The organism is Arthrobacter sp. yr096, from assembly GCF_900108925.1.
Classification (GTDB): domain Bacteria; phylum Actinomycetota; class Actinomycetes; order Actinomycetales; family Micrococcaceae; genus Arthrobacter.
Map to the genome: position 1 here is coordinate 75,938 of NZ_FNYI01000013.1, position 21,353 is coordinate 97,290.

At 59.9% G+C, this 21,353-nt stretch carries 21 protein-coding genes, 1 pseudogene and 1 riboswitch; of the genes and pseudogenes, 6 read left to right on the forward strand and 16 right to left on the reverse strand.

Annotated features, from left to right (window positions below):
- The first annotated feature begins 164 nt into the window (after positions 1–164).
- Positions 165–2,342: an amylo-alpha-1,6-glucosidase gene (locus BMY91_RS21865; protein ID WP_090825932.1), complete on the forward strand. Its 2,178-nt coding sequence runs from the start codon at positions 165–167 to the stop codon at positions 2,340–2,342.
- 262 nt (positions 2,343–2,604) lie between these two features.
- Here BMY91_RS21865 and BMY91_RS21870 read toward each other — a convergent pair whose 3' ends face one another.
- From BMY91_RS21870 to BMY91_RS21880, 3 genes and pseudogenes are all read right to left on the reverse strand, one after another.
- Positions 2,605–3,402 (reverse strand): thiazole synthase, encoded by a 798-nt coding sequence (locus BMY91_RS21870; protein WP_090825935.1) that lies wholly within the window; start codon positions 3,400–3,402, stop codon positions 2,605–2,607.
- A 3-nt stretch (positions 3,403–3,405) separates the two neighbouring features.
- Complete coding sequence (gene thiS / locus BMY91_RS21875) at positions 3,406–3,642, reverse strand: sulfur carrier protein ThiS (RefSeq protein ID WP_090825938.1); 237 nt, start codon at positions 3,640–3,642, stop codon at positions 3,406–3,408.
- Between the two features lie 44 nt (positions 3,643–3,686).
- Positions 3,687–3,905: pseudogene (locus BMY91_RS21880) on the reverse strand (FAD-dependent oxidoreductase); the annotation flags it as partial.
- A riboswitch (TPP riboswitch) is annotated at positions 3,897–4,017 on the reverse strand. (Overlaps the previous pseudogene by 9 nt.)
- A 27-nt stretch (positions 4,018–4,044) precedes the next feature.
- Between BMY91_RS21880 and thiE the strand changes: the two are divergent.
- Positions 4,045–4,728 carry a thiamine phosphate synthase gene (gene thiE / locus BMY91_RS21885; protein ID WP_090826001.1) on the forward strand — a complete coding sequence of 228 codons (684 nt, stop codon included), beginning with the start codon at positions 4,045–4,047 and terminating at the stop codon, positions 4,726–4,728.
- Positions 4,729–4,835: 107 nt separating this feature from the next.
- Here thiE and BMY91_RS21890 read toward each other — a convergent pair whose 3' ends face one another.
- Both BMY91_RS21890 and BMY91_RS21895 read right to left on the reverse strand, forming a co-directional pair.
- The gene (locus BMY91_RS21890) at positions 4,836–5,927 is read right to left on the reverse strand and encodes an LLM class flavin-dependent oxidoreductase (protein ID WP_090825941.1); all 1,092 of its coding nucleotides are present in this window, start codon (positions 5,925–5,927) and stop codon (positions 4,836–4,838) included.
- A 436-nt stretch (positions 5,928–6,363) separates the two neighbouring features.
- Positions 6,364–7,071, reverse strand: a complete 708-nt coding sequence (locus BMY91_RS21895) for a S1 family peptidase (protein ID WP_090825944.1) — start codon at positions 7,069–7,071, stop codon at positions 6,364–6,366.
- Positions 7,072–7,585: 514 nt separating this feature from the next.
- Between BMY91_RS21895 and BMY91_RS21900 the strand changes: the two genes are divergently transcribed.
- Together BMY91_RS21900 and BMY91_RS21905 are read left to right on the forward strand one after the other, a co-directional pair.
- Complete coding sequence (locus BMY91_RS21900) at positions 7,586–8,959, forward strand: SIR2 family protein (protein ID WP_177179984.1); 1,374 nt, start codon at positions 7,586–7,588, stop codon at positions 8,957–8,959.
- Positions 8,960–9,276: 317 nt separating this feature from the next.
- Positions 9,277–9,882: a hypothetical protein gene (locus BMY91_RS21905; protein ID WP_090825950.1), complete on the forward strand. Its 606-nt coding sequence runs from the start codon at positions 9,277–9,279 to the stop codon at positions 9,880–9,882.
- 462 nt (positions 9,883–10,344) lie between these two features.
- On the opposite strand, the gene BMY91_RS21910 is transcribed toward BMY91_RS21905, so the two are convergent.
- Genes BMY91_RS21910 through mobC form a run of 3 tightly spaced genes read right to left on the reverse strand, consistent with a single transcriptional unit; the run spans position 10,345 to position 13,631 of the window.
- A complete protein-coding gene (locus tag BMY91_RS21910; protein ID WP_090825953.1) occupies positions 10,345–11,577 on the reverse strand; it encodes a hypothetical protein in 1,233 nt (410 codons plus the stop codon).
- Between the two features lie 30 nt (positions 11,578–11,607).
- The gene (locus tag BMY91_RS21915) at positions 11,608–13,236 is read right to left on the reverse strand and encodes a relaxase/mobilization nuclease domain-containing protein (RefSeq protein WP_090825956.1); all 1,629 of its coding nucleotides are present in this window, start codon (positions 13,234–13,236) and stop codon (positions 11,608–11,610) included.
- Positions 13,237–13,238: 2 nt separating this feature from the next.
- Positions 13,239–13,631, reverse strand: a complete 393-nt coding sequence (gene mobC, locus BMY91_RS21920) for a plasmid mobilization protein (protein ID WP_177179985.1) — start codon at positions 13,629–13,631, stop codon at positions 13,239–13,241.
- A gap of 223 nt (positions 13,632–13,854) precedes the next feature.
- Here mobC and BMY91_RS21925 point away from each other — a divergent pair, with 223 nt between their 5' ends.
- Together BMY91_RS21925 and BMY91_RS21930 are read left to right on the forward strand one after the other, a co-directional pair.
- Complete coding sequence (locus BMY91_RS21925; protein WP_090825959.1) at positions 13,855–14,157, forward strand: hypothetical protein; 303 nt, start codon at positions 13,855–13,857, stop codon at positions 14,155–14,157.
- A 197-nt stretch (positions 14,158–14,354) separates the two neighbouring features.
- Positions 14,355–15,356 carry a hypothetical protein gene (locus tag BMY91_RS21930; protein WP_090825961.1) on the forward strand — a complete coding sequence of 334 codons (1,002 nt, stop codon included), beginning with the start codon at positions 14,355–14,357 and terminating at the stop codon, positions 15,354–15,356.
- A 396-nt stretch (positions 15,357–15,752) separates the two neighbouring features.
- On the opposite strand, the gene BMY91_RS21935 is transcribed toward BMY91_RS21930, so the two are convergent.
- From BMY91_RS21935 to BMY91_RS21970, 8 genes are all read right to left on the reverse strand, one after another.
- Positions 15,753–16,148 (reverse strand): hypothetical protein, encoded by a 396-nt coding sequence (locus BMY91_RS21935; RefSeq protein WP_090825964.1) that lies wholly within the window; start codon positions 16,146–16,148, stop codon positions 15,753–15,755.
- A gap of 26 nt (positions 16,149–16,174) precedes the next feature.
- Complete coding sequence (locus BMY91_RS21940; RefSeq protein ID WP_256212869.1) at positions 16,175–16,375, reverse strand: hypothetical protein; 201 nt, start codon at positions 16,373–16,375, stop codon at positions 16,175–16,177.
- A 246-nt stretch (positions 16,376–16,621) separates the two neighbouring features.
- Positions 16,622–16,879 carry a ParB family protein gene (locus BMY91_RS21945; RefSeq protein WP_090825967.1) on the reverse strand — a complete coding sequence of 86 codons (258 nt, stop codon included), beginning with the start codon at positions 16,877–16,879 and terminating at the stop codon, positions 16,622–16,624.
- A gap of 102 nt (positions 16,880–16,981) precedes the next feature.
- Complete coding sequence (locus BMY91_RS21950) at positions 16,982–17,599, reverse strand: hypothetical protein (protein WP_090825970.1); 618 nt, start codon at positions 17,597–17,599, stop codon at positions 16,982–16,984.
- A gap of 70 nt (positions 17,600–17,669) precedes the next feature.
- Positions 17,670–18,524, reverse strand: coding sequence for a single-stranded DNA-binding protein (locus BMY91_RS23580; protein ID WP_256212870.1), 855 nt, complete (start codon positions 18,522–18,524; stop codon positions 17,670–17,672).
- 5 nt (positions 18,525–18,529) lie between these two features.
- Positions 18,530–18,796, reverse strand: a complete 267-nt coding sequence (locus BMY91_RS21960; RefSeq protein WP_090825973.1) for a glutaredoxin family protein — start codon at positions 18,794–18,796, stop codon at positions 18,530–18,532.
- Positions 18,797–19,251: 455 nt separating this feature from the next.
- The gene (locus BMY91_RS21965) at positions 19,252–19,599 is read right to left on the reverse strand and encodes a hypothetical protein (protein WP_090825976.1); all 348 of its coding nucleotides are present in this window, start codon (positions 19,597–19,599) and stop codon (positions 19,252–19,254) included.
- 278 nt (positions 19,600–19,877) lie between these two features.
- A complete protein-coding gene (locus BMY91_RS21970) occupies positions 19,878–21,251 on the reverse strand; it encodes a ParB/RepB/Spo0J family partition protein (protein WP_090825979.1) in 1,374 nt (457 codons plus the stop codon).
- Positions 21,252–21,353 lie beyond the last annotated feature (102 nt).

Here is a 21,353-nt window from a genome sequence, read left to right on the forward strand (position 1 = left end):
CTTAAATTCAGCTACTGCGTCCGCGCGCTTGCCGCTCTGGATTTCGGGAACAGTCGAGAGTACCTTGCGTAACAAGACAAAGGACGACACCATGATGCTTCGTACGTTCCCTCGAACTACTGATCCACCGAGGTGCGGACTCAGAGTGGACGAAAGGCCCGACCATGGCTGGTTGGAATGCTGATACAGCGGCAGGTCCGGTAGGGGCAGGGGCGATTACTTTAGTCGAGGGGTCATCCTTCTGTATCTCCTTGCCGACAGGAGATATATTGCCCGGTGGTCCCCATGGTCTGTTCGTTCAGGATTCTCGCATTCTTTCCGGCTGGAGCCTGACCATCGATGACAACCCACTCGATCCTTTGACAGCCGAGATAAAGGAACCTTACCGTGCCTTGTTTGTCAGCAGGGTTCCCCGTTCCGATAGCCGCGCCGACAGCCCGCTCATTGTTCAGCGGCTGCGTGAAGTTGGGGACGGCATCCAAGAGCAAATCTCACTCCGCAACTTCTCCGGCGGGGAGGTCGAATGCGTTGTTTCAATACGGTGCCTGGCGGACTTCGCCGATCTCTTCGAAGTGAAAGAGGCGCGAATCGCGCGGCAATGGGAGATGACTCGCCACTTGGGGTTCGGTTCACTGAGGATTGATGCAGTCTGGCAGGGAATCGGGAGGGGGATAATGGTCCAGTGCCCTGAAGCCGAGGTATCAGCTGAAACATTGAGATATCGAGTCGTTCTACCGGCCTACGGGCGATGGAGCACTGTGATTACCGTGCTGCCTACCAACGAAGGAGCAGATAACTCAGCGGCTTTTATACATCCCGACGGAATTGGGCAATCTCCACGTGATCGTCGTCGCCGAGAATGGATAGCGAAAATTCCCGTGCTTCAGATGGGCAACAAGTCCATCGAACGGACGCTGAGACGCAGTTACGACGACCTTGGATCCCTGCGCATCGAAGATCCAGACCATCCGGAACGTGTCGTAGTCGCCGCGGGGGCACCATGGTTCATGACCCTCTTCGGTCGTGACTCGCTGTGGGCTTCAGAGATGTCCTTGGCGGTGGACCCGTCCCTTGCCTTGGGTACGCTGCAGACGCTGGCGGAACGCCAGGGAATGGTTGTGGATCCCGCTACGGAAGAAGAACCCGGAAGGATTCTCCACGAAATCCGCCTCGATGTTAGCAGTGGGCTGTCTCTGGGCGGTAAGGCGAGCTATTACGGCAGTGTTGACGCCACACCGTTGTTCCTCATGGTTTTAGGCGCCGTCAGCCGCTGGGGCTTTGCGCCGGAAACTATAGCCGCGTTGGTGCCTCATGCGGACAGAGCCTTGGAATGGATTCAAAAATACGGGGACAAGGACGGCGATGGGTTCGTTGAATACCAACGCCTTAATGACCAGGGTCTGATCAATCAGGGCTGGAAGGATTCCTGGGACGGAATCAACTTCGCCGATGGCACGTTGGCAGAGCCGCCCATTGCCCTTTGCGAAGTTCAAGCGTATGTCTACATCGCCTATCAATCGCGCGCGTGGATGGCCTATGACGCTGGGGACCAAGAGCTAGGCGATGAACTGAGGGAGAAAGCGGCACAACTGAAAAGACGGTTCAACGATCAGTTCTGGATGCCCGACCGCGGCTATTACGCCGTTGCCCTCGATGGGAAGAAACAGCAAGTCGACGCGTGCGCCTCCAACATGGGCCACTGCCTATGGTTTGGGTTGATAGACGAAGATAAAGCCCCATTCGTAGCAGAAAGACTGATGTCTCCGGAGATGTTCAGCGGCTGGGGCGTGCGAACTCTGGCCACCGACATGGGCGCATACAATCCGGCGAGTTATCACAACGGATCCGTTTGGCCACATGACAATGCGATAATCGTGGCCGGGCTTCGACGCTACGGGTTTGTTGAGGAAGCACAGAGAATATCCACTGCGCTTCTGGAAGCAGCAGACTATTCCGACGGCAGACTACCGGAACTGTTCTGTGGTTTTAGCCGCGATGAGATCGGAGTGCCGGTTCCATATCCAACTGCCTGCTCACCGCAGGCGTGGGCGGCAACAACACCAATCCTGCTCATCACGAGCCTTATGGGGTACGACGCGCACATTTCACACGGAGGCCTATGGGTAGATCCTGTGCTTCCGGAATCATATGGAGACCTCCACATAAGCAATGCCCCTATGGGGGAAGGCCGCATAACGGTAGACATAGTGGGCTCCGATCCTGTCGTCCACGGACTGCCCAAGAGCATGTCGTTTCATCGCGGGCACCGGCCCTGGATGACGGAGCTGGTGGACAATGCAAACTCCCATGCACGTCCAGAACATGGCACATCGGCCCGATAGATAGACACCCAGACAGGCGATAGAACCCGCATCGTCCGGGGCTTCGAAGACGAGTTTTCTCTTCGCGACAAGTGCGAATCTGACGGATGCCTGAATCGCGTTCATCAGCACCGATTGGGCCACCAGCGGGCCCAACGTGGGTCTTCTGGACCCTGCCAATCGTGCTCGGACAGCAGCGGCAAAAATCGATTCGGGTCACCTGACCGCCCGCGTCATGGGACACATAGCGTAGGAAGGCCCTCTGAAGCAGGGGAGCCCGGCTTCAGAGGAACTCCGCCCGGCCTTCCATGGCTGAGGACGCCGAGGCGTGCTCACGTCGCGGAATCCGGCCCGCCTGTTTGGCCAGCCTACCGGCGATGACGGCGTGTTTGAAGGCTTGGCCCATCTGCACGGGGTTCTGCGCGCGGGTCACTGCCGTCGCCAGCAGAACGGCGTCACAACCCAGTTCCATGGCAAGTGCGGCGTCGGAAGCTGTTCCGATCCCGGCGTCCAGCACCACCGGCACGGAAGCCCGGGACACGATGAGTTCGATGTTATGCGGGTTCAGGATGCCCAGGCCGGTGCCGATGGGCGAGCCCAGCGGCATGACCGCAGTGGCGCCGAGGTTCTCGAGGCGAAGGGCAAGCACGGGATCATCGTTGGTGTAGGCGAACACCTTGAAGCCCCGGTTCACCAGTTGCTCGGTGGCGTCCACCAGTTCAACGGCGTCCGGGAGCAGCGTGTGCTCGTCCGCGATGACTTCCAGCTTGACCCAGTCAGTCTCCAGTGCCTCACGTGCCAGTTCCGCCGTCATCACAGCGTCCGTCGCGGTGAAACAGCCCGCGGTGTTCGGGAGCACCCGGATGTTGTTGTCCACCAGCAGTTGGAAGAGCGAACCCGTTTCGGCCGGCGAATAGCGTCGCATGGCCACGGTGGTGAGCTCGGTTCCGGATGCCAGGAGCGCGGCACCGAGCCCGTCCAGGCTCGGCGCACCTCCAGTGCCCATGATCAGGCGGGACCCGAATTCGACGCCGTCGATCACCAAGGCGTCAGTGCGGATTTCGGTGCTTGCTTCGGTCATGGTTCAGCCTCCCTGTACTGCGGTAACAAGTTCGAGTTCATCGCCGTCGGCCAGCGGAGTAGCCGCCCACTGGCTGCGCAGTACCACCTCGGAATTGCGGACGACGGCGACACCCAGCTTCCCGCCGTCGGCCGCCTGCCCGCGGTGGTCCAGGACGCGGCTGGTAACCGCGGTGACGAGCGTGCTGACAGAGGCGTCTGCGGGCACCTGGTGGGCGGCGCCGTTAAGCTTGATGTTCATGCTGTTTCCTTGCTGTGGAGTTGAGGGCAACCCGGGGTCACAAACCGGGATGACTCGAGCATGAGCTCCAGGAGGTCTTCTTCCTGGTAGTGCAGCTCACTGACAGGCGCCAGCATTCCGGCAGCCGCGACTGTCGCTCCCGTGGCGGGCGTCGGATCGATGAGTGCTACGGAGCGGCCCAGCTTCCGCACTTGATGGGCAATGCCCAGGCCGATGACGCCTCCGCCAATGACAGCGACATCTGCGTGAATGGCTTCTGCCATCTGATTCCTTCCCTACGCCGGTACTAGCCGGATCAGGTCAAGCGGTCGGCTCTTAAGCCCTCTCAGCCGGACGGTCACAATGACGGTCGTCGCGGCTCCCGCGGTACGTGCCCAGTTTAGAGGAACTACTGTGGTTTCCATGACCCAGCATGAATCCCTCGCCTCGGCCCGCCTCTACCTGTGCACTGACGCGCGCAAACGACAAGGCGATTTTGAAGACTTCGTGGACGCAGCCTTCCAGGGCGGAGTGGACATCATCCAGCTCCGCGACAAGACGATCGAAGCGGCCGAGGAGTTGGAGTTGCTGGCCGTCCTGCGCAGCGTCGCGGAACGGCATGGGCGGCTGTGGGCAGTGAACGACCGGGCCGATATCGCCAGTGTTTCCGGGGCTCCCGTGTTCCATGTGGGCCAAAAGGACCTGCCCCTGGAGATCGCCCGCACCTTCCTCCCCGCCCCTGCCGTAATAGGCTTGTCCACCCACACTCCCGAGCAGGTCAATGCGGCCATCACGGCCTCGCCCGGCGACGCGGGACTGGATTACTTCTGTGTCGGCCCCGTGTGGGCGACCCCCACCAAGCCCGGCCGTGAAGCCGTGGGAACCGGCTTGGTCACATATGCCGCAGAGGCGATCAGGCGCGCGGAGGAGACCACCGGCGGGGCCGTTGATTTGCCTTGGTTCGCAATCGGGGGAATCGACCTCGGCAACGTCGAAGAAGTAGTTGCCGCCGGCGCCAGCCGCATCGTCGTCGTCCGCGCCATCACTGAAGCGGAAGATCCGACGGCGGCAGCCAAGTCGCTGCTCGAAGCCCTCGACGCCGCTTAACGGTCCTCAGGGACGCAGATCGTCGGCGTCCCCATATTCGAGTCCGCGGTGGGGATTACTGTCCGGGTAGTTTCCGGGTGTGAGGAAGCTGATGGATTTGAGGTTGCTCATGAGGCGTCTTCCAGGTTGAGGGGGGCGGCTTCGGGGACGCGGTGGGCCACGGTTTCGGGTAGGCCGAGGTTTTCCCGCAGGGTGTTTCCCGGATACCCGGAAGGGTAGATCCCCCGTTCCTGCAAGGCCGGGACAAGCAGGTCCACGACGTCGTTCAGTCCGTCGGGGAAGGCATGCGGGGTGACGTTGAGGCCGTCGAAGGCGTCCGAGCGGACGTAGTGGGCCAACTGGTCCGCAACTGTGGATGCAGAGCCGATGAACCCGCGCCGTTCGGAGAGGTGGTGGACCGGCTGCCGGAGGCTGTAGTTGTGCTCATCGGCAAGTGCACGCCATTGCCGCGACTTCACCGTGGGCTCGTGGCCGGTGTGGACAATGCCGTGGGTGTGGCTTTGCCGGGAGGCTACGGGCTCGAAGGAAGGAAGCGGACCATCCAGGTCAACGGCAGACAGGTCCGTACCCCACACACTCTCGATTGACTGCAGCACGGTGCGGTCATTGAGGGCGAACTCCTTGTAATACGCGGCCTTCTCGGCAGCTTCGGCGTCCGTTTCCGCCACGACGAGGTTGGCGCCGGGGAAGATCTTGATGTCGTCCCCGGGCCTTCCGTATGAACGGGCGCGGCGACGGATGTCCGCCGTGAACGCCACGGCGTCGTCGAATTCTATGTGGTGGGTGAAGATTCCTTCGGCCCTCCGTGCGGCGAAGTCGCGGCCTTCAGCCGAATCCCCGGCCTGGAAATACACCGGCTGGCCTTGCGGGCTCCCGGGCACCTGGGGCCTGGCATCGATGCTGCGGAATTTCCCTTGGCGGCGGACCTGACGAGGCTCCGCGGACCAGGACTCGGCGTCACGGCTCCCGGCGATGGGACCGAATCCGTCCCACAGATCCTGCACCGCGGCCACGTAGTCCTCGGCATGCGTATAGCGCTCCGTATTCGGCAGGAAGCCCCCGCGGCGGAAGTTCTCCCCGGTCCAGGCGTTGTCTGTCGTCACGATGTTCCACCCGGCTCTTCCCGCGCGGCGGAGCCACCGGCCACCATTCAAGGCCAGCACACCCGCGCCGGACGCTGACGTGGGAAAACGCTGCATGACAACTTTGGACGAGTTATTTCATCTACTTCTACTCGTCCCACTCTAACGCCGATAACGGACGTTATGACAACCTACAGTCTGCGTAACTCATCAGATGAATCAATTCACCCAATCCCCTGATCCTGCCGGATCGGCCTGTGACGAGCTTGGACGGTATCCAATATCTCTTCCCTTTGGAGTCAATCGTGTGGGGCCACCCAATGCCCCAGACGCAATGCGGCAAAGACGACGATGGACCGCGACCGGGAAGAACCATCGGACTCCTCAAAGATGAGCTGACTAGGTCGCTCAACACAGACCCGGAAGAAACAGATTTGCAACCCATAGCTCATGAGGGCACTTTAGGTCCCCACAAAGCGCTCGGGAACTGCCCACCTCGCGTTACATCTCAGAAGCCCTAGATCGTTGTCGAGACCCTTTGGGAACCGCCCCTTCATGCCCGGCTACTGAACTCCTGTTTTACTTCCTCCGTGTAATCCAGAGTGTCCACGAAACCTTCAGATGAATTATGCATCGCGACAATCAACCCTGCGGCCATCGCCAAGCCTTCGCCAGGCACCATAGGATTGTCTGTCCCATAATTGATGCCAAGCAATGCGCCTGATGGCGTCAGGAGGACTCCTCCAGAGTAGCCCGGCTGAACTGGCGGCTTTATGCGAACCATGCCATTCCAAAGCCCGACCACCTCGTGATCTGAAGTTGTCAGAGTCGGCCAGGGGCGTCGACCCACAGCAACTACGGGCTGCCCGACCGCAGTAAGGGCAGGAGCGGGCAGCGGAAAGATCTGCGACATGCTAGCCATATCATCAGTCGACTCGAGAGGTAGCAGTATTACGTCCGCGATCTGTTTGGGTACGTCAGAGGACCGCGCGTACTTGAACCGCGGAACTTTAGTCCCATCAGACTCCACGTCGAATAAACGGGAAGAAGCCAAAACCGCTTGTTCATCGTTATGGAGCGTGATTTCATCAGCCCACAGCGTCCAGTCGTCGGTCTGGCTCGTACCGCCCGTCGCAAGATGCGCGACCGTAACCAAGTAGATCTGCGACTCAATCTGGACGAGAAAGCCGCTTCCCACGCTGCTCTCAGGGCCGGAGAGTGTGGGGGCTGCGAGTGGGGCCACATGGTTGGTGTAATCCATAGACAGAGCTTAGTTGCTTTCTGCTCAGCCGCCGGCGCATCGGCAGAACCACTGCAAGCATGACGCCCGAAACGTCGCGGAAGGTAGATATCTTGGCTGCTCTCCGAGTGTCCACCTCTCAGCAATGGTGCGTCAACGATAAAAGAATACATCGGCAGGAAGGCTCTAGTATCGAGCGAGACGAACAATTTCGAGGCCAGATATCCCCCATTGGCTACCAGCATGCAGGGCATGCACAAGAGATTCAGTACTGCCCAGTCCTTACATGATGTCCCTAGAGAATGAGGTAGCAGTGACTAAGGAGCGAGTAGCGGTTCTCCTGGGGGCGGGCGCGTCGGTTGATGCTGGGCTCCCCGCGACCAATGGTCTTACAGAACAACTAGTCCGAGAAGTGGCTTCGGACCTATCAAGTAACGACTCCGTGGTTAAGGCTCTCAATTTCGTTTGTAGCGCCATGATTGGGTACCGCGGCGCCTCAGGAGGCGACCCATACTCCGGACTAAACGTAGAAAAAATGTTCTCGGCGATCCGGCTCCTAAGCAGCAGGCTTGAGCATGAGGCCTCTCCCTTCCTATCCAGCTGGCTTCCCGGCGTCGAGGCATTTGATTCGCATCCAGTGAGCTCAAGGGACGAAGAAATCACAAGGGTCCTGTCCAGGGCGCTGATGGGCACTTCAGGCTTCGGTTCCGTCACTGGATACGTCACAGACATTGTCCGTGACTTACGGAAGCCTGGCGACGGCTCCGTTTATCGCGAACTTGAGCGCGAGTTACTGCCTAGAGTCTGCAAAGTGCTTGCGGACCACCACGATGTGTCTTACCTGCGCCCTTTGGCAAGCCTTGCGAAGCAACAGCAGGGCCTCGACATAGCAACCTTGAACTATGACCTGACAGTTGAATCTATGTGCGAACAAGTTGGCGCTTCTGTACAGACCGGTATTGCCGCTTGGAGTCCCGGAAGTCCCTTGGTATTCAAGGGACACGATATGGCAGATATCAGACTCCTGAAGCTTCATGGTTCGATCAACTGGTCTTACGAAGAACAAGTGCCCGGGTCCGCGGAATTCTCACCCTCAGCTGGCCCGCAGTCGGAAGTGCTCGAGAGATTCATACGTACCCGTTCCGTCAAAACAACGGATCCGACTACTAACCGCAACCCGGCCATCGTCATCGGCGACAGGGAAAAACTAGGCGGAGGCGGCCCCACCCTCGCCCTAATGCGAGAGTTCGAAGCAAGTCTCGACCGAGCGAACCGCCTCGTGGTTGTCGGATATTCTTTTGCCGACGGCCACATTAATGCTGTCATTCGTAACTGGATCAACACGGGCAAAGACAGAACCATCACTGTGCTTGATCCGTTCTGGCCCTCAAGCCCGACGGGTTTCCAAGCTGACCTGGTCGCAGGACTTGTCGCGGACCAGGGTCGCCATCGCCCAACCGTGCCGCCAAAGATGAATGTGATCAAGAAATCCGCGGCTTCTGGGCTGCACGAAGCCCTGTCGGAGGGACCAACCGCCGGGCCTGACACCAATGTCAGCCTCAGCATCATCGACAAAGACGAATCCTATCTGACGCTTGAGGTCCGTAATGCTGGACCAGATATCCATGGAATCAGTTTGAACAGTGTGACAGTGGCTGGAAACCGAGAACAGACCGTCGTTGGCTTTAGAGCTCCCCGATCCGGCGCTGATTACGATCAGCGGATTGAGCTCGGACACCTGTCACGCGGGTCCGTTGCACAGGTAGAAGTGCAGTCAATTTCGGGTCCTAACCATGGCCGGTCTGAGCTCACGTTGATCTGCTATGCCAGTCTCGGGCAAAGGCAGCATCTCTTTGAGCTAGATTGGACCACAAGCGAGGTAAGCCTGCGCCCCCCCTTCGGAAGATAGACTTGCTGTCGCCCGCAAACGGCGGCCCGTCCTGATTGCGCTGCTCAGTATCGAGGCGTCTCCACGGTCGTGCTTTTCGGTTGTTCCACGAACGATGGCTCCGGCGCGTTGCCCGGATCTCTCCATCCACACGATGAGCGCCCTCGGTCCGAGCCTCAAAGAGGTTGAGGCCAAACTCGATGAGTCCGTGGCGGCTGCCAGGTCTGCGGGTTTCTTGGGACAAGCTCGGCTGGACTGTTGGGATCTCCCGTTGGGATTCCCCGCCCACCTCGTCCTAGGCTTCATATCGTTGCAGATCGCAGGAGAAAGCAAGGCGTGTGGACCAGTTCATTCAATTTCTAATTCAAGGCGAAGCGCCATGGTGGTCCGCACTCGTCGGGACAGTCGTCGGCGGGTTGATTACTCACTTGACGACCAGGCAAAACGCCAGGGAGCAACGCGTAGCCGACCGGATCAAACACGATGACGAGCGCGTGCTGATTGATAGAGAGAAATGGCGCGCTGAAACAATCGGTCACGTCTCAGACATGCTGGTTGCAAACTACAGGCTCCGAAATCATGTGCTTACCTCACGACGAGCGATACTCGCCAAATACCCTGAGTCGCCGAAAGTCGCCGACGACGAAAGGGCTGCGTTCATCAGCGAACTGGAAGACTATACGGAGACGGTGCTTCCCTTACAGGAAGATTTGCAGCGGCGTTGGGCCATCCTGCAAATTATCGCCGATGGCGACTTGGCAGAGGCAGCGGGCAACCTCTTCCTCAAATTGGCCGACCACCATCCCGAACTTTCGAAGGAAGACTTCCATCATTCCGTCGATAAAGCTTCGAAGGCGGCTGCGATCCTGATGAGGATAGCTCAGCGAGAACTTGGCTTTCCCTTCGCCTCCAGGACTGGGCTTGTAACGCAGCTCGGTGGGTAAGCCCAGGGCCACCGAGTAAATCTCGATGGCCCTGGGCTTCCTTAATACGCTACTTGGGCGGGCCACTCTGGTACCGCTCAGCGCCAGCAAAAGCGCCCTAGAACAGTCCAAAAGTGGGCATGGCCGCTACAGCGGCGCCCCTCTTTTCTACGCAAACGGCCTAGTTCAGCAGCCGTGGATGAGCGCCACCACGAGGCGAACAACAGCGTTGACGAGAACGGTGAACATTGGCTTTGGGGGATGTTGTTGCGTTCGCTTGTTCATGCGGGATTTCCTCTTCTATCAGATTGGACCGGCCCGGGGACTGGGTAGCCGCGTCAGCGGTCATATTTCCATCCTCTGGTGGCCCGTGCCTGTTTTTCCTGATGCACCCCAGCTGGCCAGTAGATAGCTAGACCATGCAGAACGTGCTAGGGCCACCGAGTAGTCTCGGTGGCCCTAGCTCTTCTATCAATCCGTCTTCTACTTGGACGGGCCGCTCTTGGACCTCTCAGCGCCCCTTGAAGCCCCTGTGGGGGTCTTTCTTGCCATCGTAGCGCCCTTGCCGATGCTGAGGGCTGCCCGGGGGTGGGTTGCCTCGCTGCGCTCTGCAGCTACCCGTCCCCGGATCTGGGATTCGTTGGCGCCGCTGTTGGCCAGGGAGGCGGCAAATGCGTTCTGCTGTTCGGCGGAACCGTAGGCGCTGGCGGACGTTGTTTCGGCTTTCAAGCCCTGGTCCTTTAGCCGGCCGCTGTCGCTGCCGGTCACACGGTTCTCGATCTCCCGGCCGACGCCCTCCACGCCGGCGAAGAGTTCCTTCTCGGCTCTCTCGTATCGCTGTTCTTGGGTTGACCATTTGTCGCCCTTGAAGCCGCCCTCAGCGAGCAGTTTAGCTTCGTGCAGCTTCTTGGCGGCGTCCACGAAAGCGGGGTCTTTGAAGTGTTCCTCACCGGCCCCGTTGACGTTCGCGGTGGTTTCCGTCCGGAGCTGGTCGATGTCGGGTCCGTTGATGCCGTCCTTGCGGATGAGGAACATCCGTTCCTTGATTTCGACGTCGGCCACGACCACGGCCTTCGGCGTTTTCGCGTTGTGTGCGATCTGGAGTGCTTTGGTCAGTTCCGGGTTGGCCAGGTACTCCACCGGTACCTGGTGGCGCTCCATCTCCGGCGCAAGCTTCGCGGCTTGGGCACGGAGTTCTTCGGCGTGGGCCGCTGCGAGCAGCTGCATACCCTTTTCGTGCTCAGTCGCCGCTTTCTGCACTTCTTGTTGGCTGGCAGCAAGGGCTTCTTGCTGACTCTTCCCCTCCGTCATTGCCTGGACGATGGACTCCAGATAGGCAGTGTCCGCGCCAACGTCGTGGGTGTCGATCCCGTAGCGTGCCAGGACTTCCTGGCGGATCTTTTCCGACGCCGCTAAGGCGGCAGGGTCGTGGTCCTTCCACCCTTCCGCGACGGCGTAGGCGGTGGCAATGTCGGACGGCTGGGCCTTGTCCCACCATTGATCCTTTTCCACGGGAACGAGCGCTGCATGAGTGGCGCTGCGTTCCGCTGCCAGACGTGCGGCTGCTTCGTGCGCCGCTTGTGTTTCCAGGTGTTCTTGTTGGCGCTGGGATTCCTGACGCTTGCGCGCCAGGGTCTCGGCGATGCGGGAGGCGATCATCAGGGACTGTCGCAGTCCGCCGTCCAGCACATCGTCCATTCCGTCTGATTCACTCATGGTGTTCCCCTTGCACTTGTGGTGTGATTCTTATCGGTCTAGTACAGGCCCGGATTCGCGTCCCGTTCGTGTGGGTGTCTTGGCCGGCGTTGCCGTTCCTGGAACAACCGAGCCGGGACGGATAGGTGCCATACCGCGCAGGCCAAGCTCCACAGGGTTGCGGGCCGGTTCACGCTCAACTACTTGTTCGGTCGCTCCGACACTGACGGGACGGGGCATGGTCGCCGCGAAGGGTTTGAGCTGCGTTGCTACGACGGCGCGAATCCTTTCGGCTTCCCGTGTCCGGCCGGACTGCAGGTGCATGTCGTAGATGGCTGCAGCCATGTTCGCCAGCTGCACCATCAGTGCCGCCTGCGCCGCTGTCTTGTTCTTGCTCGACGCTGCCATGAACAACATGGCGGTGCCGGCGATGGACGGAAGGGAAACTGGCTTGCTGTGCTCGCGCGGTGCCCGCAGCTGGGCGGTGCGGGACAGTTCAGCCGCAGTCGCGGCGAGTGGTCCGGGCGTGGGTTCGAGACGGTGTGACCACGCAGCGAATGCGCCGGAAACATCCCGCGCTGCCTTGGCCCAGGTCGCGTGATCATCACGTGGAATGGACCTCAGCTGCTCTGCAAGAGCTGTCGCGTTGCGGGTGTACTCCACCCACACCTGGGGCGGTGGTGTTGCCTTCTCAGGCCCGCTCCTGGAGACGGTGCGCTTGTTGCGTGCTGCCGCGTTCCATTCGGCTGCTGCCTCGGTCGCGAGGTGCGGCGAATCCATCCATGTCTCACGCAGCGCACCCAGCTTCAAGTCCGACGCCAACGTGCCACCACCGAACCAGATGGGACGCTCCCCTGCCTTGGGTCGTTCGGCCACGGAGTAGCCGACGATGACGTCGGTGGTGTTCTTCGCGTAACGCGGACGAAGCAACATACCGGTCTCCCGCGCGCAGCGAACAAACTCTCCTTCGGTTGCCGAAGCGCTGGCACTGGCACGCACTTTCCGCGCCAGGGATGAGCGGTGCATTTCCCGTTCATCCCGAACAGCGGTGGCCTTCTCGGCGCGGTCGTAACCACGGGTGGCATACACGCTGGAGAGCTGCTCCAGACCGTACTTAACTTCCAGTTCACGGCAGGTCTGTTGCGCCTTCTTGTAGTCACCGTGCGTGGAGGCTTTGGTGCCGTCTTCGCGCACCAGGGACACGGCCAGGTGGATGTGGTGGTTGCCGTTTTCGCTGGTGCCGTGGTTGACAGCTGCCCAGCGGCATTGTGCTTTTCCGCTGGCCTCGGTGAAACCCATGGCATCCACGAAATCATTGGCGATATCGCCCCACTGCTGGTCAGTCAGTGCGCCCTCTTCAGCGCGCAGACTCAGGGAACAGTGCCAGACACTTGCGTCCTTGTAACCAACGTGGACGCGTTCCTTATTGGCTGCATCCCACTGCATGTCTTTGATCTGGACGGAGACACCAAAAGCCTTGCGTGGACGGTCCAAGTGCTTGGCGATAGCCAAGGCATCATCGCGGTCCAGTACGCCGTCATCGTACCAAGCCATGAGCGCCGCATCACCGGCCACCAAGTGCGGGTCGCTGTGTGAGTTCTTCGTCTTATCAGCGTCAGTCGATGTCAGGTAAACCATGAGACCGCCCATGCGCGAACCGCGAGTGATGTTCGGAATCATCCTTACATCAACCCATCAATTGCATCATCGATCCTCATGGCCACCGAACGAATATGCCTCAGAGCCTCGCGTGCTTCAACAGGGAACTCGGACGTGGCATTAGCCTGCCGTGCCAGCTGGTTGATGTTGTTCGATGAACGGGCCAAAAGAAGGTGCAGTTGCATCAGCTCCGCTGCAATGGCCCGGCGTTCAGTTGGCGAGTCAGTACGCTCCGCCAGGGCGGATGAAACCAACAGGTTTGGAACGGTCACCTTTTCCCGTTCGGCCCTCGCGACAAGTGCGGCCTCTTCTTCCACCGTGACCCACACGTCACGGCGCTTCTTCGTCCCTGCCGGAGTGTTCGCACGACGGCGACGGGACAGATTGGGGCGGTAAGAATTCTCCTCCTCCGACATCCCAATCCCTCCCTTCAAAGGCCCAGCGCAGCGACCCCGAACCGGGGACCACACTGACAAGTGTGCCGTACTCGACCGCCAGTGTCGAGGACGCCAAGCCACTTACACCCGTGTAAGTGTATAGCTTGCTCCGCATGATTGGGTTCTCGGGTTTTTCGCACCTCTCGTGCGGCGCGCGTAAAACCTCCGCCTCTCTATCGACACCGAGCGTTAGACTGGCGGCATGGATATCAACGACATCGCCGCCAAAGCGGCCGCGAAAATTGACGCCGCCAGGGACGCCAAGGTCAACGCCGTGAAGAACGCGGCGGCCAGCAGCGTCGAACTCCAAGAGGCAGCGCAGCTCCTGGCATCCGCCGAACAGAAGTACGCCAAGGACTACCAAGCTGCCCTTCGTGCGGAATGGACAGAGTCAGACCTTCGCGGCTTCGGCCTGGATACTCCTGGCCGGAAAGCCGGCGGACGACCGCGCGGCAAAAGGACTACCCGCGAAACCGCGTCCTCGACGGCATCATCGGAGCAGTAACCCCTCGCCCACATGGGCACGGCAAAAGCTAAATCCTTCGGGCTTTTCCCGCACCCATGTGGACGACGGGACCCACCTGACCGGTTGCACACAATCGCCAGGGAACCTCGTCCTGCACGGCACCAAGGCGGGCCGGCGATCATGCACAACCTGCTTACTCATAGGGTCGGGTGCATCCCTGGTCAACCAAGGAATCCATGAATCAGCCTCTGGCTATTGCCACAGCACTCGCTGCAACATTCGTCGCCATGCTAGCCCTCATCTCGATCCTTATTGGGATCATTGAAGTCTCGTTCTTCCGTCAGCAAGTCATCGGACTAACGGAAACCCGCCGCAAGCAATACGTCACCAACGTCCTCAAGGTCATTCTCACAACCGGAGCTGCCAGCCTCGCAGCAATTGCGGTCGTCGTTCCAGGCCTCGCCAACCAAGCCGCACCAGGAACTCCTAACTACACTCCCGCGCTCACCCTTCTCGTCGTAGTCGTCGCGGCACTGGTTACCTACAGGCTTGAAGTAGCCAGCGAAACCCCTGACACCCTGTATGACCTCCGCAGCGACCTGCGTAAATCATGGGCGGATGAAGAAGACCTGAAACGCCACGCTATTGCACGCCGCAAAGCATGGCTACGGAATTTCGTGGAGACAAACGGAGGCCGTTCCATGGTCTCCTCCAAACGCCCACTCAACACCGCTTTCCAAGCCGTGATCGATCAATCTCTGAATCACGACTACCGAGACATGCGATTCAAGAGACTCGCCCGCCTGACAACATTCCAAATGATGGCCGCCATGGTCAGAGGTCATCTATGGCGATCGCTCTGGCTGCTCATGCCACTGCTCACTGTCCCGTTCTTCTGGCTCACGCTGATCGTCTTCTGGACACCAAACAGCACACCCGACATCCCTACGCTTCTAGTCTTCGCAGTTGGCACGCTCGCCCTCGGCTGCGCATTCAGCTACTTCAACTTTTGGGCCCGTTCGACAGCCCGCCTCAAGCGGTACTGCGAGCTAAAACGATACGAACAATTCTGCGAACTACTACTGACGAAGCTCGAAAGACGCGCAGCAGCAACGCAAAACCCCGAACCACTTGCCACAGCCCAACAAGTCGCCGGCCTGGCCGCCGTGATCGAAACCCACCTCCTGCACACAAACGCACCAGGGCTGATCCGCCGGGTCGCTCGGAAACTCTGGTAGATCTCTCAGATCGCCTCGCAAACCCCCATCAGCAACTGCACCAGACGGGGTTCGCCCACCGTCCAAGCGGTGACGTTGCCGTCTCTCCACAGGGTCGGGGCTGGCTCCTTTCAGCCGGGACGACACATACTGCTGCGGGGTCTCAGGATGGGCAGGCACAGGAACCAGAACGCCCAGGAAACCCTAAAGCGGCAAGGGGATTCACGCTGAGCTACTGAACGCTTCCACCCAAGACGCACCACCCAGCTGACACAGGAACGACAAAACAACATCGTCCCTTTGCATGACTAAGGCCCGTACCGAACGGTACGGGCCTTAGTCATGCAAAGCCTGGTTACTAGGCTTGGACGGAGGCATGGAACCCTCCCCCTTTCACCCCCAGGGCACGCCAGGCGTTCAACTGGCTTCTTTGCCGCTCTTCGTCATCACGGTCCGGGTAAAACCATCGGCACCCTTCACGGTGATGCTCCAGTTCCGAATGTCCGTTCCCGGTTCGTCATAGACAAGTTCTCCGCCGTGTTCGGCGTGCAGCTGATTGGCCAGTTTCTCGCCCGGGTACAGCTTTCCCGTAGCGACCGCATGCTCAGCAAGGGCCTTCTTCCAAGCCCACACGGATCCCGCGGCGACGAATATTGTCAGCGCCCCAGGAACGACGATAAACCAAGGAGTTACGCCAGCTTCAAGCAACATCGGGATCACGGGAATCGAGGACAGGATGAGCACCAGAGTCAAGAGCGTCATGATCACTGCTACTGCAACTTTGGCTCTATACGTCATGGAATCGAAGATCATGTTTGAGGTTCCTTGCAATCTTGGGGTTAGAAGAACAGGCCGCCGACATAGAGCGCGATGACGACAATGGAAAGGGCGTTAATGAAGGCAGTCGCCTTGCGCGAATTGATGCGGGGCCCCAAGTATTCGGGCCCCTCCGGTTCAGTGTCGCGGCAGTGAGGACGAACGCGCACATCGTCGCGGTGCCGATGAAAGCTGCTGCCATAAAGCCCTTCGCCGCGAACCATATCGCAGCGACCACGGCGGCAGCGCCCAACACAACAAGAGCAATCTCCTGAATCGCTGTCCTTGTTGTCAGCGGCATGTACGGTCCTAACTTTGGTTTGGGGCTTTGCTTTAACTGTGCGCACTGGGGGTTATTCGTGACGTTCAGCCAGAGTAGCGGCTGGCTCAGACACCATAGCTGTTCAGACCGGCCGCTGATATACCCGCACCCAGCGTCGGCAGCAAACAGCATCTTTGGCATTGCTGTGCTAGCGGTCCTCGCGACGTGCGGTTTCTTCACGGGTGCGTCTCCCTGGACGGAGTTCGCCCGCTTCAACTCCCGGCCATTTCCGGCCGTCGTTGTACTTGCGCTGAAGGCGTCGCAGCTCCCTGCGTGCAGCTGCTTCAACGAAGTCCGTGATCGAGGCGTAACCCTCCTGCGATCCAACAGATTGGACTGCTGCCCGGATCTGCTTCAGGTCATCATCCGTGAAATACGGATTCTTCTTTTCGCTCTGCTTCCTCATCGCAAAACTCTCTAGGCGACGCTGGCTGGGAAGATGCTCGAAGCCAGCCAAGCTGCACCAGCTCCTGTGTTGGTCATGACAATGATCCACTCCCCGATGCGCCTAGACATAGAGCATCCAGCTGGCGCGTTTGTCGCCTTCTTCACCGGATCTGGCTTCAATATTGGGCTCGTGCTCCGCGGGTTCGTGACCGTGCTTGGCCATGATGGTTGCGGCTTCGGCGATCTGCGCAGGAGATAGCTCCTTGTTGGTTGAGAACTCGAAGCCCCACACCCCGATGAGTCCGTCCGGCTCGATGTATAGGTCCACGTCGAAACTGGGTTTCAGTCCCTGGCTGGCGGCCCACGTCCACAGCTCGTCAAAGAGAGCTGGCGGGCTGGTCATCTCGTCTGCCATGTACCGAACCTCGGTGGGATGTTCGCGGATGAGCTCGGGCCAGTTGACCGGATGGGAGGTCCGGCCAAACTGTGGCCATGATCCTTCGACTCCAAGAATGGGCGCTTCCGAAAGAGCCTCGCTGAACCATCGTGGTAAGGGCAGCTCGTCGGTCAAGACGAAATCCTTCTCCCCAAAAGAAGGGGCGGCGCGGCGCAAGCGGTCCGCTGCATCCAGGGCTGCTGCGGTGAAGCTGCTCCTGTACTCCGGTGTCCCGTGTTCTACCCATTCCCAAGGGACCGGCTGACCCCAGCCGTCGGAGAGTAGCTCTTGGTTCTCCATCATGATCGGATCCTTCGCTTGAGGGTGAGGTGATGCCAGGGCCGCGTAGTGGGCGGCCCTGGCAGTTAGTGGTTTAGAACGGGGGTTCGGAGTCGGGGCCGTTGCCCCAGGAGCCGGCATTCGCGGGCTGGTTTGCGGCCCATGGGTCGTCCTGCCGGGCAGCCTGCCCGGTGTTGAGCTGGTTCCCGAAACCGCCGGTGTTTCCGCCTCCCGGGTTGTTCCGTTGGGTGCGGTTCACTTTCGCGTTTGCGTAACGCAGTGAGGGGCCGATCTCGTCTACTTCGAGTTCTATGACGGTGCGCTTTTCGCCTTCTTTGGTTTCGTAGGACCGGGACTTCAGCCTGCCGGAGACGATGACGCGCGTGCCTTTGGTCAGGGACTCGGCGACGTTCTCGGCTGCTTCGCGCCAGACGCTGGCGCGGAGGAAAAGTGTCTCCCCGTCCTTCCATTCGTTGCTCTGACGGTCGAAGGTTCGGGGCGTGGAGGCGATGGTGAAATTGGCTACCGCGGCTCCCGAAGGTGTGAACCGGAGTTCGGGGTCGTTGGTGAGGTTTCCGATGACGGTGATGGTGGTTTCGCCGGCCATGATGGTTCCTTTTCCTCGTGTGCTGGTGGTGTTCTCGGTGTCTGTGCTGGTTTCGTTCTGAGGTTCGGTCCCACCTGGTTGGTTGTAGGTGAGGTCGTTGGGTTGGTGCTGGTCTGCGGTGTGCTCGTCCCAGAGTCCGCCCTCCCCTATTGGGGTCCGGCTGATCGCGGCAAGGTAGCGGTCATCCTCGGCACTGGAGGGGATGCCGTAGTAGCCGGCGAAGGGTTCTTCCTTGGCGTCGGGGTAGATCCTGCCGCTGGGGTTGGTTTCCCGGAACAGGTCCACTTCCAACGGGACGCGCGGGCTGATCTTGAACCCGTCCACGGGGTGCGGGGTGGTCACGGGAATCACGCTGCCTTGTGGCTCATGGCCGCTTGGACGAGCTTGTCGCGGCGAAGCCCGGACCAGTGGTCCTGGTCATCGGAGTTGTTCACGATGACGGGCGCCTGGGAGTAGCCGAGCTCTTGGGTGATGTATTCCAGCGCTGCCGGCACTTCGGTGATGTCCACGGGAGTGTAAGTAATGCCTTTGGACTCGAAGTACTCCATAGTGCGGTCGCAGTTCGGGCAACCGGGCTTGGTGTAAACCGTGTAATCGGTGATTGAGGAAGCCATTTTCAGTCCTGCGTTTCGTATCAGTTTTGGTTAGGTTCGTCTGGCTGAACTTGCTACTACCATTCTAGTGTTTATCCACTCGAATAAAAAGGGTTTTCCCTTGGATTCTAGAGGTTTTTCGCTTCCTTTTGTGCCTTCCATCAGTAATGACCGGGCTGGTGTGTTTGGTGTTACGGGTAGTAGTCCGGCGGTACTCCCCCGGCTTCTTTAGTGGCTGCCCTGGGCGTTGGGTCGGGTGCCTGCGTGAGGCAATTTCGCGTGCCCCAGTGTGTGGTCCCGGCTGAGAGGACCAGTTCCGCTACGGGTGGTGGGTCGGCGTCGGCGGTCTTGACCCATGGGGAAGGTGCCCGGTTTTGCGGGTTAAACAAAGCAGGACCGGCGCGGGCCGGTCCTGCTTCGCTCTCCTCGGACAAAGGAAATCTGTGTTTCAGTCTACAAGGCTGAAGAGCTGCCCATTAGTGGGTGGCTCGTTTGTGCGTTGCGCGGTAGCGGCGCAGGAGAAAGTAGGTAGCCAGGGCGAGGATTGCTCCGATCACTGCACCGAGGATCAGTCCGGTCATGCTGGCCATGATGTTCAACAGGATCAGTGGCAGGGAGATAGCAGCGATGAAGCCCATGTCGAACGGAAGCGTATCGGAATCAATGTCTTCCATTCTGGAGTGGGCGATCATCCATTGGATAAAGAGGTAAATCACTCCGACGAGCATAAAGACTGCTGCGCCAATCATCAGGTGGTCGAGGATTGGGAGCACGTCAGGGAAGATCTCAGCGAGCGTGACCCCTGGGGGTGTCTGGATGTTCATGGTGACTCCTGTTCGTGGTGTTGTGGGGTGAGCCTAGCTGTGACCTCTGACAAAACTTCTTGGTGGTGAGTCGAGGGAGTAGCCAGGTGGCCGGCGGGGCGCGGCTTTTGGTGGGTGTGCGTTTGGTGGCGGTTTACGGCGGTCCGTCACTGGTGATTGACTGCTGTGGTTCGCCCTAGGCGGCGGACCGCCCGACGTGTGGGAGGTTCCGGGCCGTGCTCTGGTGAGTGGCCGGGGGGCCTTGCCGGGCGGTGGGGGTTCCGCCCGGCAAGGGGTTCTTAGGCCGCTTCGGTGCTTTCCTCAGCGGTGTCTTCTTCGGCGGTGTCTTCTTCGGCGGGTTTGCCGCTGTCGATGATGATCTGCTCAACCTCGCTCGGGGTGTATCCCCATGTGACGAGCTGGTTCAGGTAGTCACGGTGGCTTTGGGACGGTCTCCGCCACGAGTCCTTGGCGATGGTGCTCTCATATCCGGCGCAGACGAGCGCGACCAACGAGAACTCGGGCCGGGTCGTGGACTTTGCCACGTGATCCTTCAGCGGGTTCCATGCCCATGACTTCTGTCCGTCGATCTTCGCGCTGACCATCACGGCGGCTACCTCTCCGTCGTAGCTCCGGGCGACTTCGGTGTGGTGGGTAATGGCGTGGACGGTGAAGTACTGCCAGCCCTTCGGTGCCTGCTTCTTCGCCAGCAGGGTCTTGACGAACTCCCGGCGCACGGTGGTGGCCGATTCCATGGCTTTGTTGTTGGCGATCAAGGTTTTCCGTTCGGCCTTCTGTTCCTCGGTCATCGGACCTGTCTGGGCCGATGAGGAGAAGCTGTAACGGTCTTTGAAGCCGAGCTTCTTCCACCCGACGATCACCGGCACGGTGGAGCATTCGCCCTTGTAGTCCTGCTCGATGTAAACGGCGTTCGCGTCTTCTTCGGTGGCGTGTTCTCCGTCTGCGCGTTTCAAGGAGCTAACACGGGCCGTTTCGTCGTCGTGGTAGCTGGGCTTTTCCACGATGGTCGCCTCGGTTGCTTCCAGCTCAGCGGTGAAGGCTGCAAGGGCAGCAGCGTGAGCGCGTGCGTCCCGGAGTTGCTGGGCGACGTGAAGCAGCTGATCCGGTTCGTCCGCAACGACCGATTCCAGTTCGGCGGTGGCTTCCTCGTCCCCTTCAAATTCGGCCATCACGAGGGCTTCCTCGATGGTGTGCCCCTTGCCCAGGGCTGCGGTTCCAGCCTCGGATGCTTTGGCCTTCAACGCGCCCTCAACGGCGGCTTTCTTCCGTCCGGTCTTCTTGGCGATCGCGGCCGCTGAAACGCCGATCAGGGACAACTGGTGGTAGGCGTCGGCTTCGTCGGCCTCTGTCATCGCTGCGCGCTGGATGTTCTCCACCACCTGCGAGACGATCCGCTCTGCATCCTCTGCCGATGCGGTGATCATCACCGGGATCAGAGGGCACTGCGCTTCGACGGCACCAAGAGTACGGCGCTGGCCCATCCGCACATGCACGGTGCCGTCCTCGTTGCGGTGGGCGATGACCGGTTCGATGACACCGTGTTCTTTGATGCTGGCGATGAACTCCGGGGTCAGGGCTGCGTCTTTGCGGACGTTGATGTCCACGATCAGGGTGGCCGGGTCGAGCATTTCCAGTGTGGGTGCTGCGTTCATGATGTTGTGTCCTTCTTGTCCGAGAAGTTGGGTGGGTGGGGCGACCAATGGTGACCGGCCAGCTCCCCCGTCTCCCCCCGTTGTTTTTTGGTTGCTGGCAAG

Coding starts and splice junctions, on each gene's coding strand:
- BMY91_RS21865 (WP_090825932.1), top strand. CDS start 165: ATGGCTGGTTGGAATGCTGATACAGCGGCAGGTCCGGTAGGGGCAGGG.
- BMY91_RS21870 (WP_090825935.1), bottom strand. CDS start 3,402: ATGACCGAAGCAAGCACCGAAATCCGCACTGACGCCTTGGTGATCGAC.
- thiS (WP_090825938.1), bottom strand. CDS start 3,642: ATGAACATCAAGCTTAACGGCGCCGCCCACCAGGTGCCCGCAGACGCC.
- thiE (WP_090826001.1), top strand. CDS start 4,045: ATGACCCAGCATGAATCCCTCGCCTCGGCCCGCCTCTACCTGTGCACT.
- BMY91_RS21890 (WP_090825941.1), bottom strand. CDS start 5,927: ATGCAGCGTTTTCCCACGTCAGCGTCCGGCGCGGGTGTGCTGGCCTTG.
- BMY91_RS21895 (WP_090825944.1), bottom strand. CDS start 7,071: ATGGATTACACCAACCATGTGGCCCCACTCGCAGCCCCCACACTCTCC.
- BMY91_RS21900 (WP_177179984.1), top strand. CDS start 7,586: ATGTTCTCGGCGATCCGGCTCCTAAGCAGCAGGCTTGAGCATGAGGCC.
- BMY91_RS21910 (WP_090825953.1), bottom strand. CDS start 11,577: ATGAGTGAATCAGACGGAATGGACGATGTGCTGGACGGCGGACTGCGA.
- BMY91_RS21915 (WP_090825956.1), bottom strand. CDS start 13,236: ATGATTCCGAACATCACTCGCGGTTCGCGCATGGGCGGTCTCATGGTT.
- mobC (WP_177179985.1), bottom strand. CDS start 13,631: ATGTCGGAGGAGGAGAATTCTTACCGCCCCAATCTGTCCCGTCGCCGT.
- BMY91_RS21925 (WP_090825959.1), top strand. CDS start 13,855: ATGGATATCAACGACATCGCCGCCAAAGCGGCCGCGAAAATTGACGCC.
- BMY91_RS21930 (WP_090825961.1), top strand. CDS start 14,355: ATGAATCAGCCTCTGGCTATTGCCACAGCACTCGCTGCAACATTCGTC.
- BMY91_RS21935 (WP_090825964.1), bottom strand. CDS start 16,148: ATGATCTTCGATTCCATGACGTATAGAGCCAAAGTTGCAGTAGCAGTG.
- BMY91_RS21940 (WP_256212869.1), bottom strand. CDS start 16,375: ATGGTTCGCGGCGAAGGGCTTTATGGCAGCAGCTTTCATCGGCACCGC.
- BMY91_RS21945 (WP_090825967.1), bottom strand. CDS start 16,879: ATGAGGAAGCAGAGCGAAAAGAAGAATCCGTATTTCACGGATGATGAC.
- BMY91_RS21950 (WP_090825970.1), bottom strand. CDS start 17,599: ATGATGGAGAACCAAGAGCTACTCTCCGACGGCTGGGGTCAGCCGGTC.
- BMY91_RS21960 (WP_090825973.1), bottom strand. CDS start 18,796: ATGGCTTCCTCAATCACCGATTACACGGTTTACACCAAGCCCGGTTGC.
- BMY91_RS21965 (WP_090825976.1), bottom strand. CDS start 19,599: ATGAACATCCAGACACCCCCAGGGGTCACGCTCGCTGAGATCTTCCCT.
- BMY91_RS21970 (WP_090825979.1), bottom strand. CDS start 21,251: ATGAACGCAGCACCCACACTGGAAATGCTCGACCCGGCCACCCTGATC.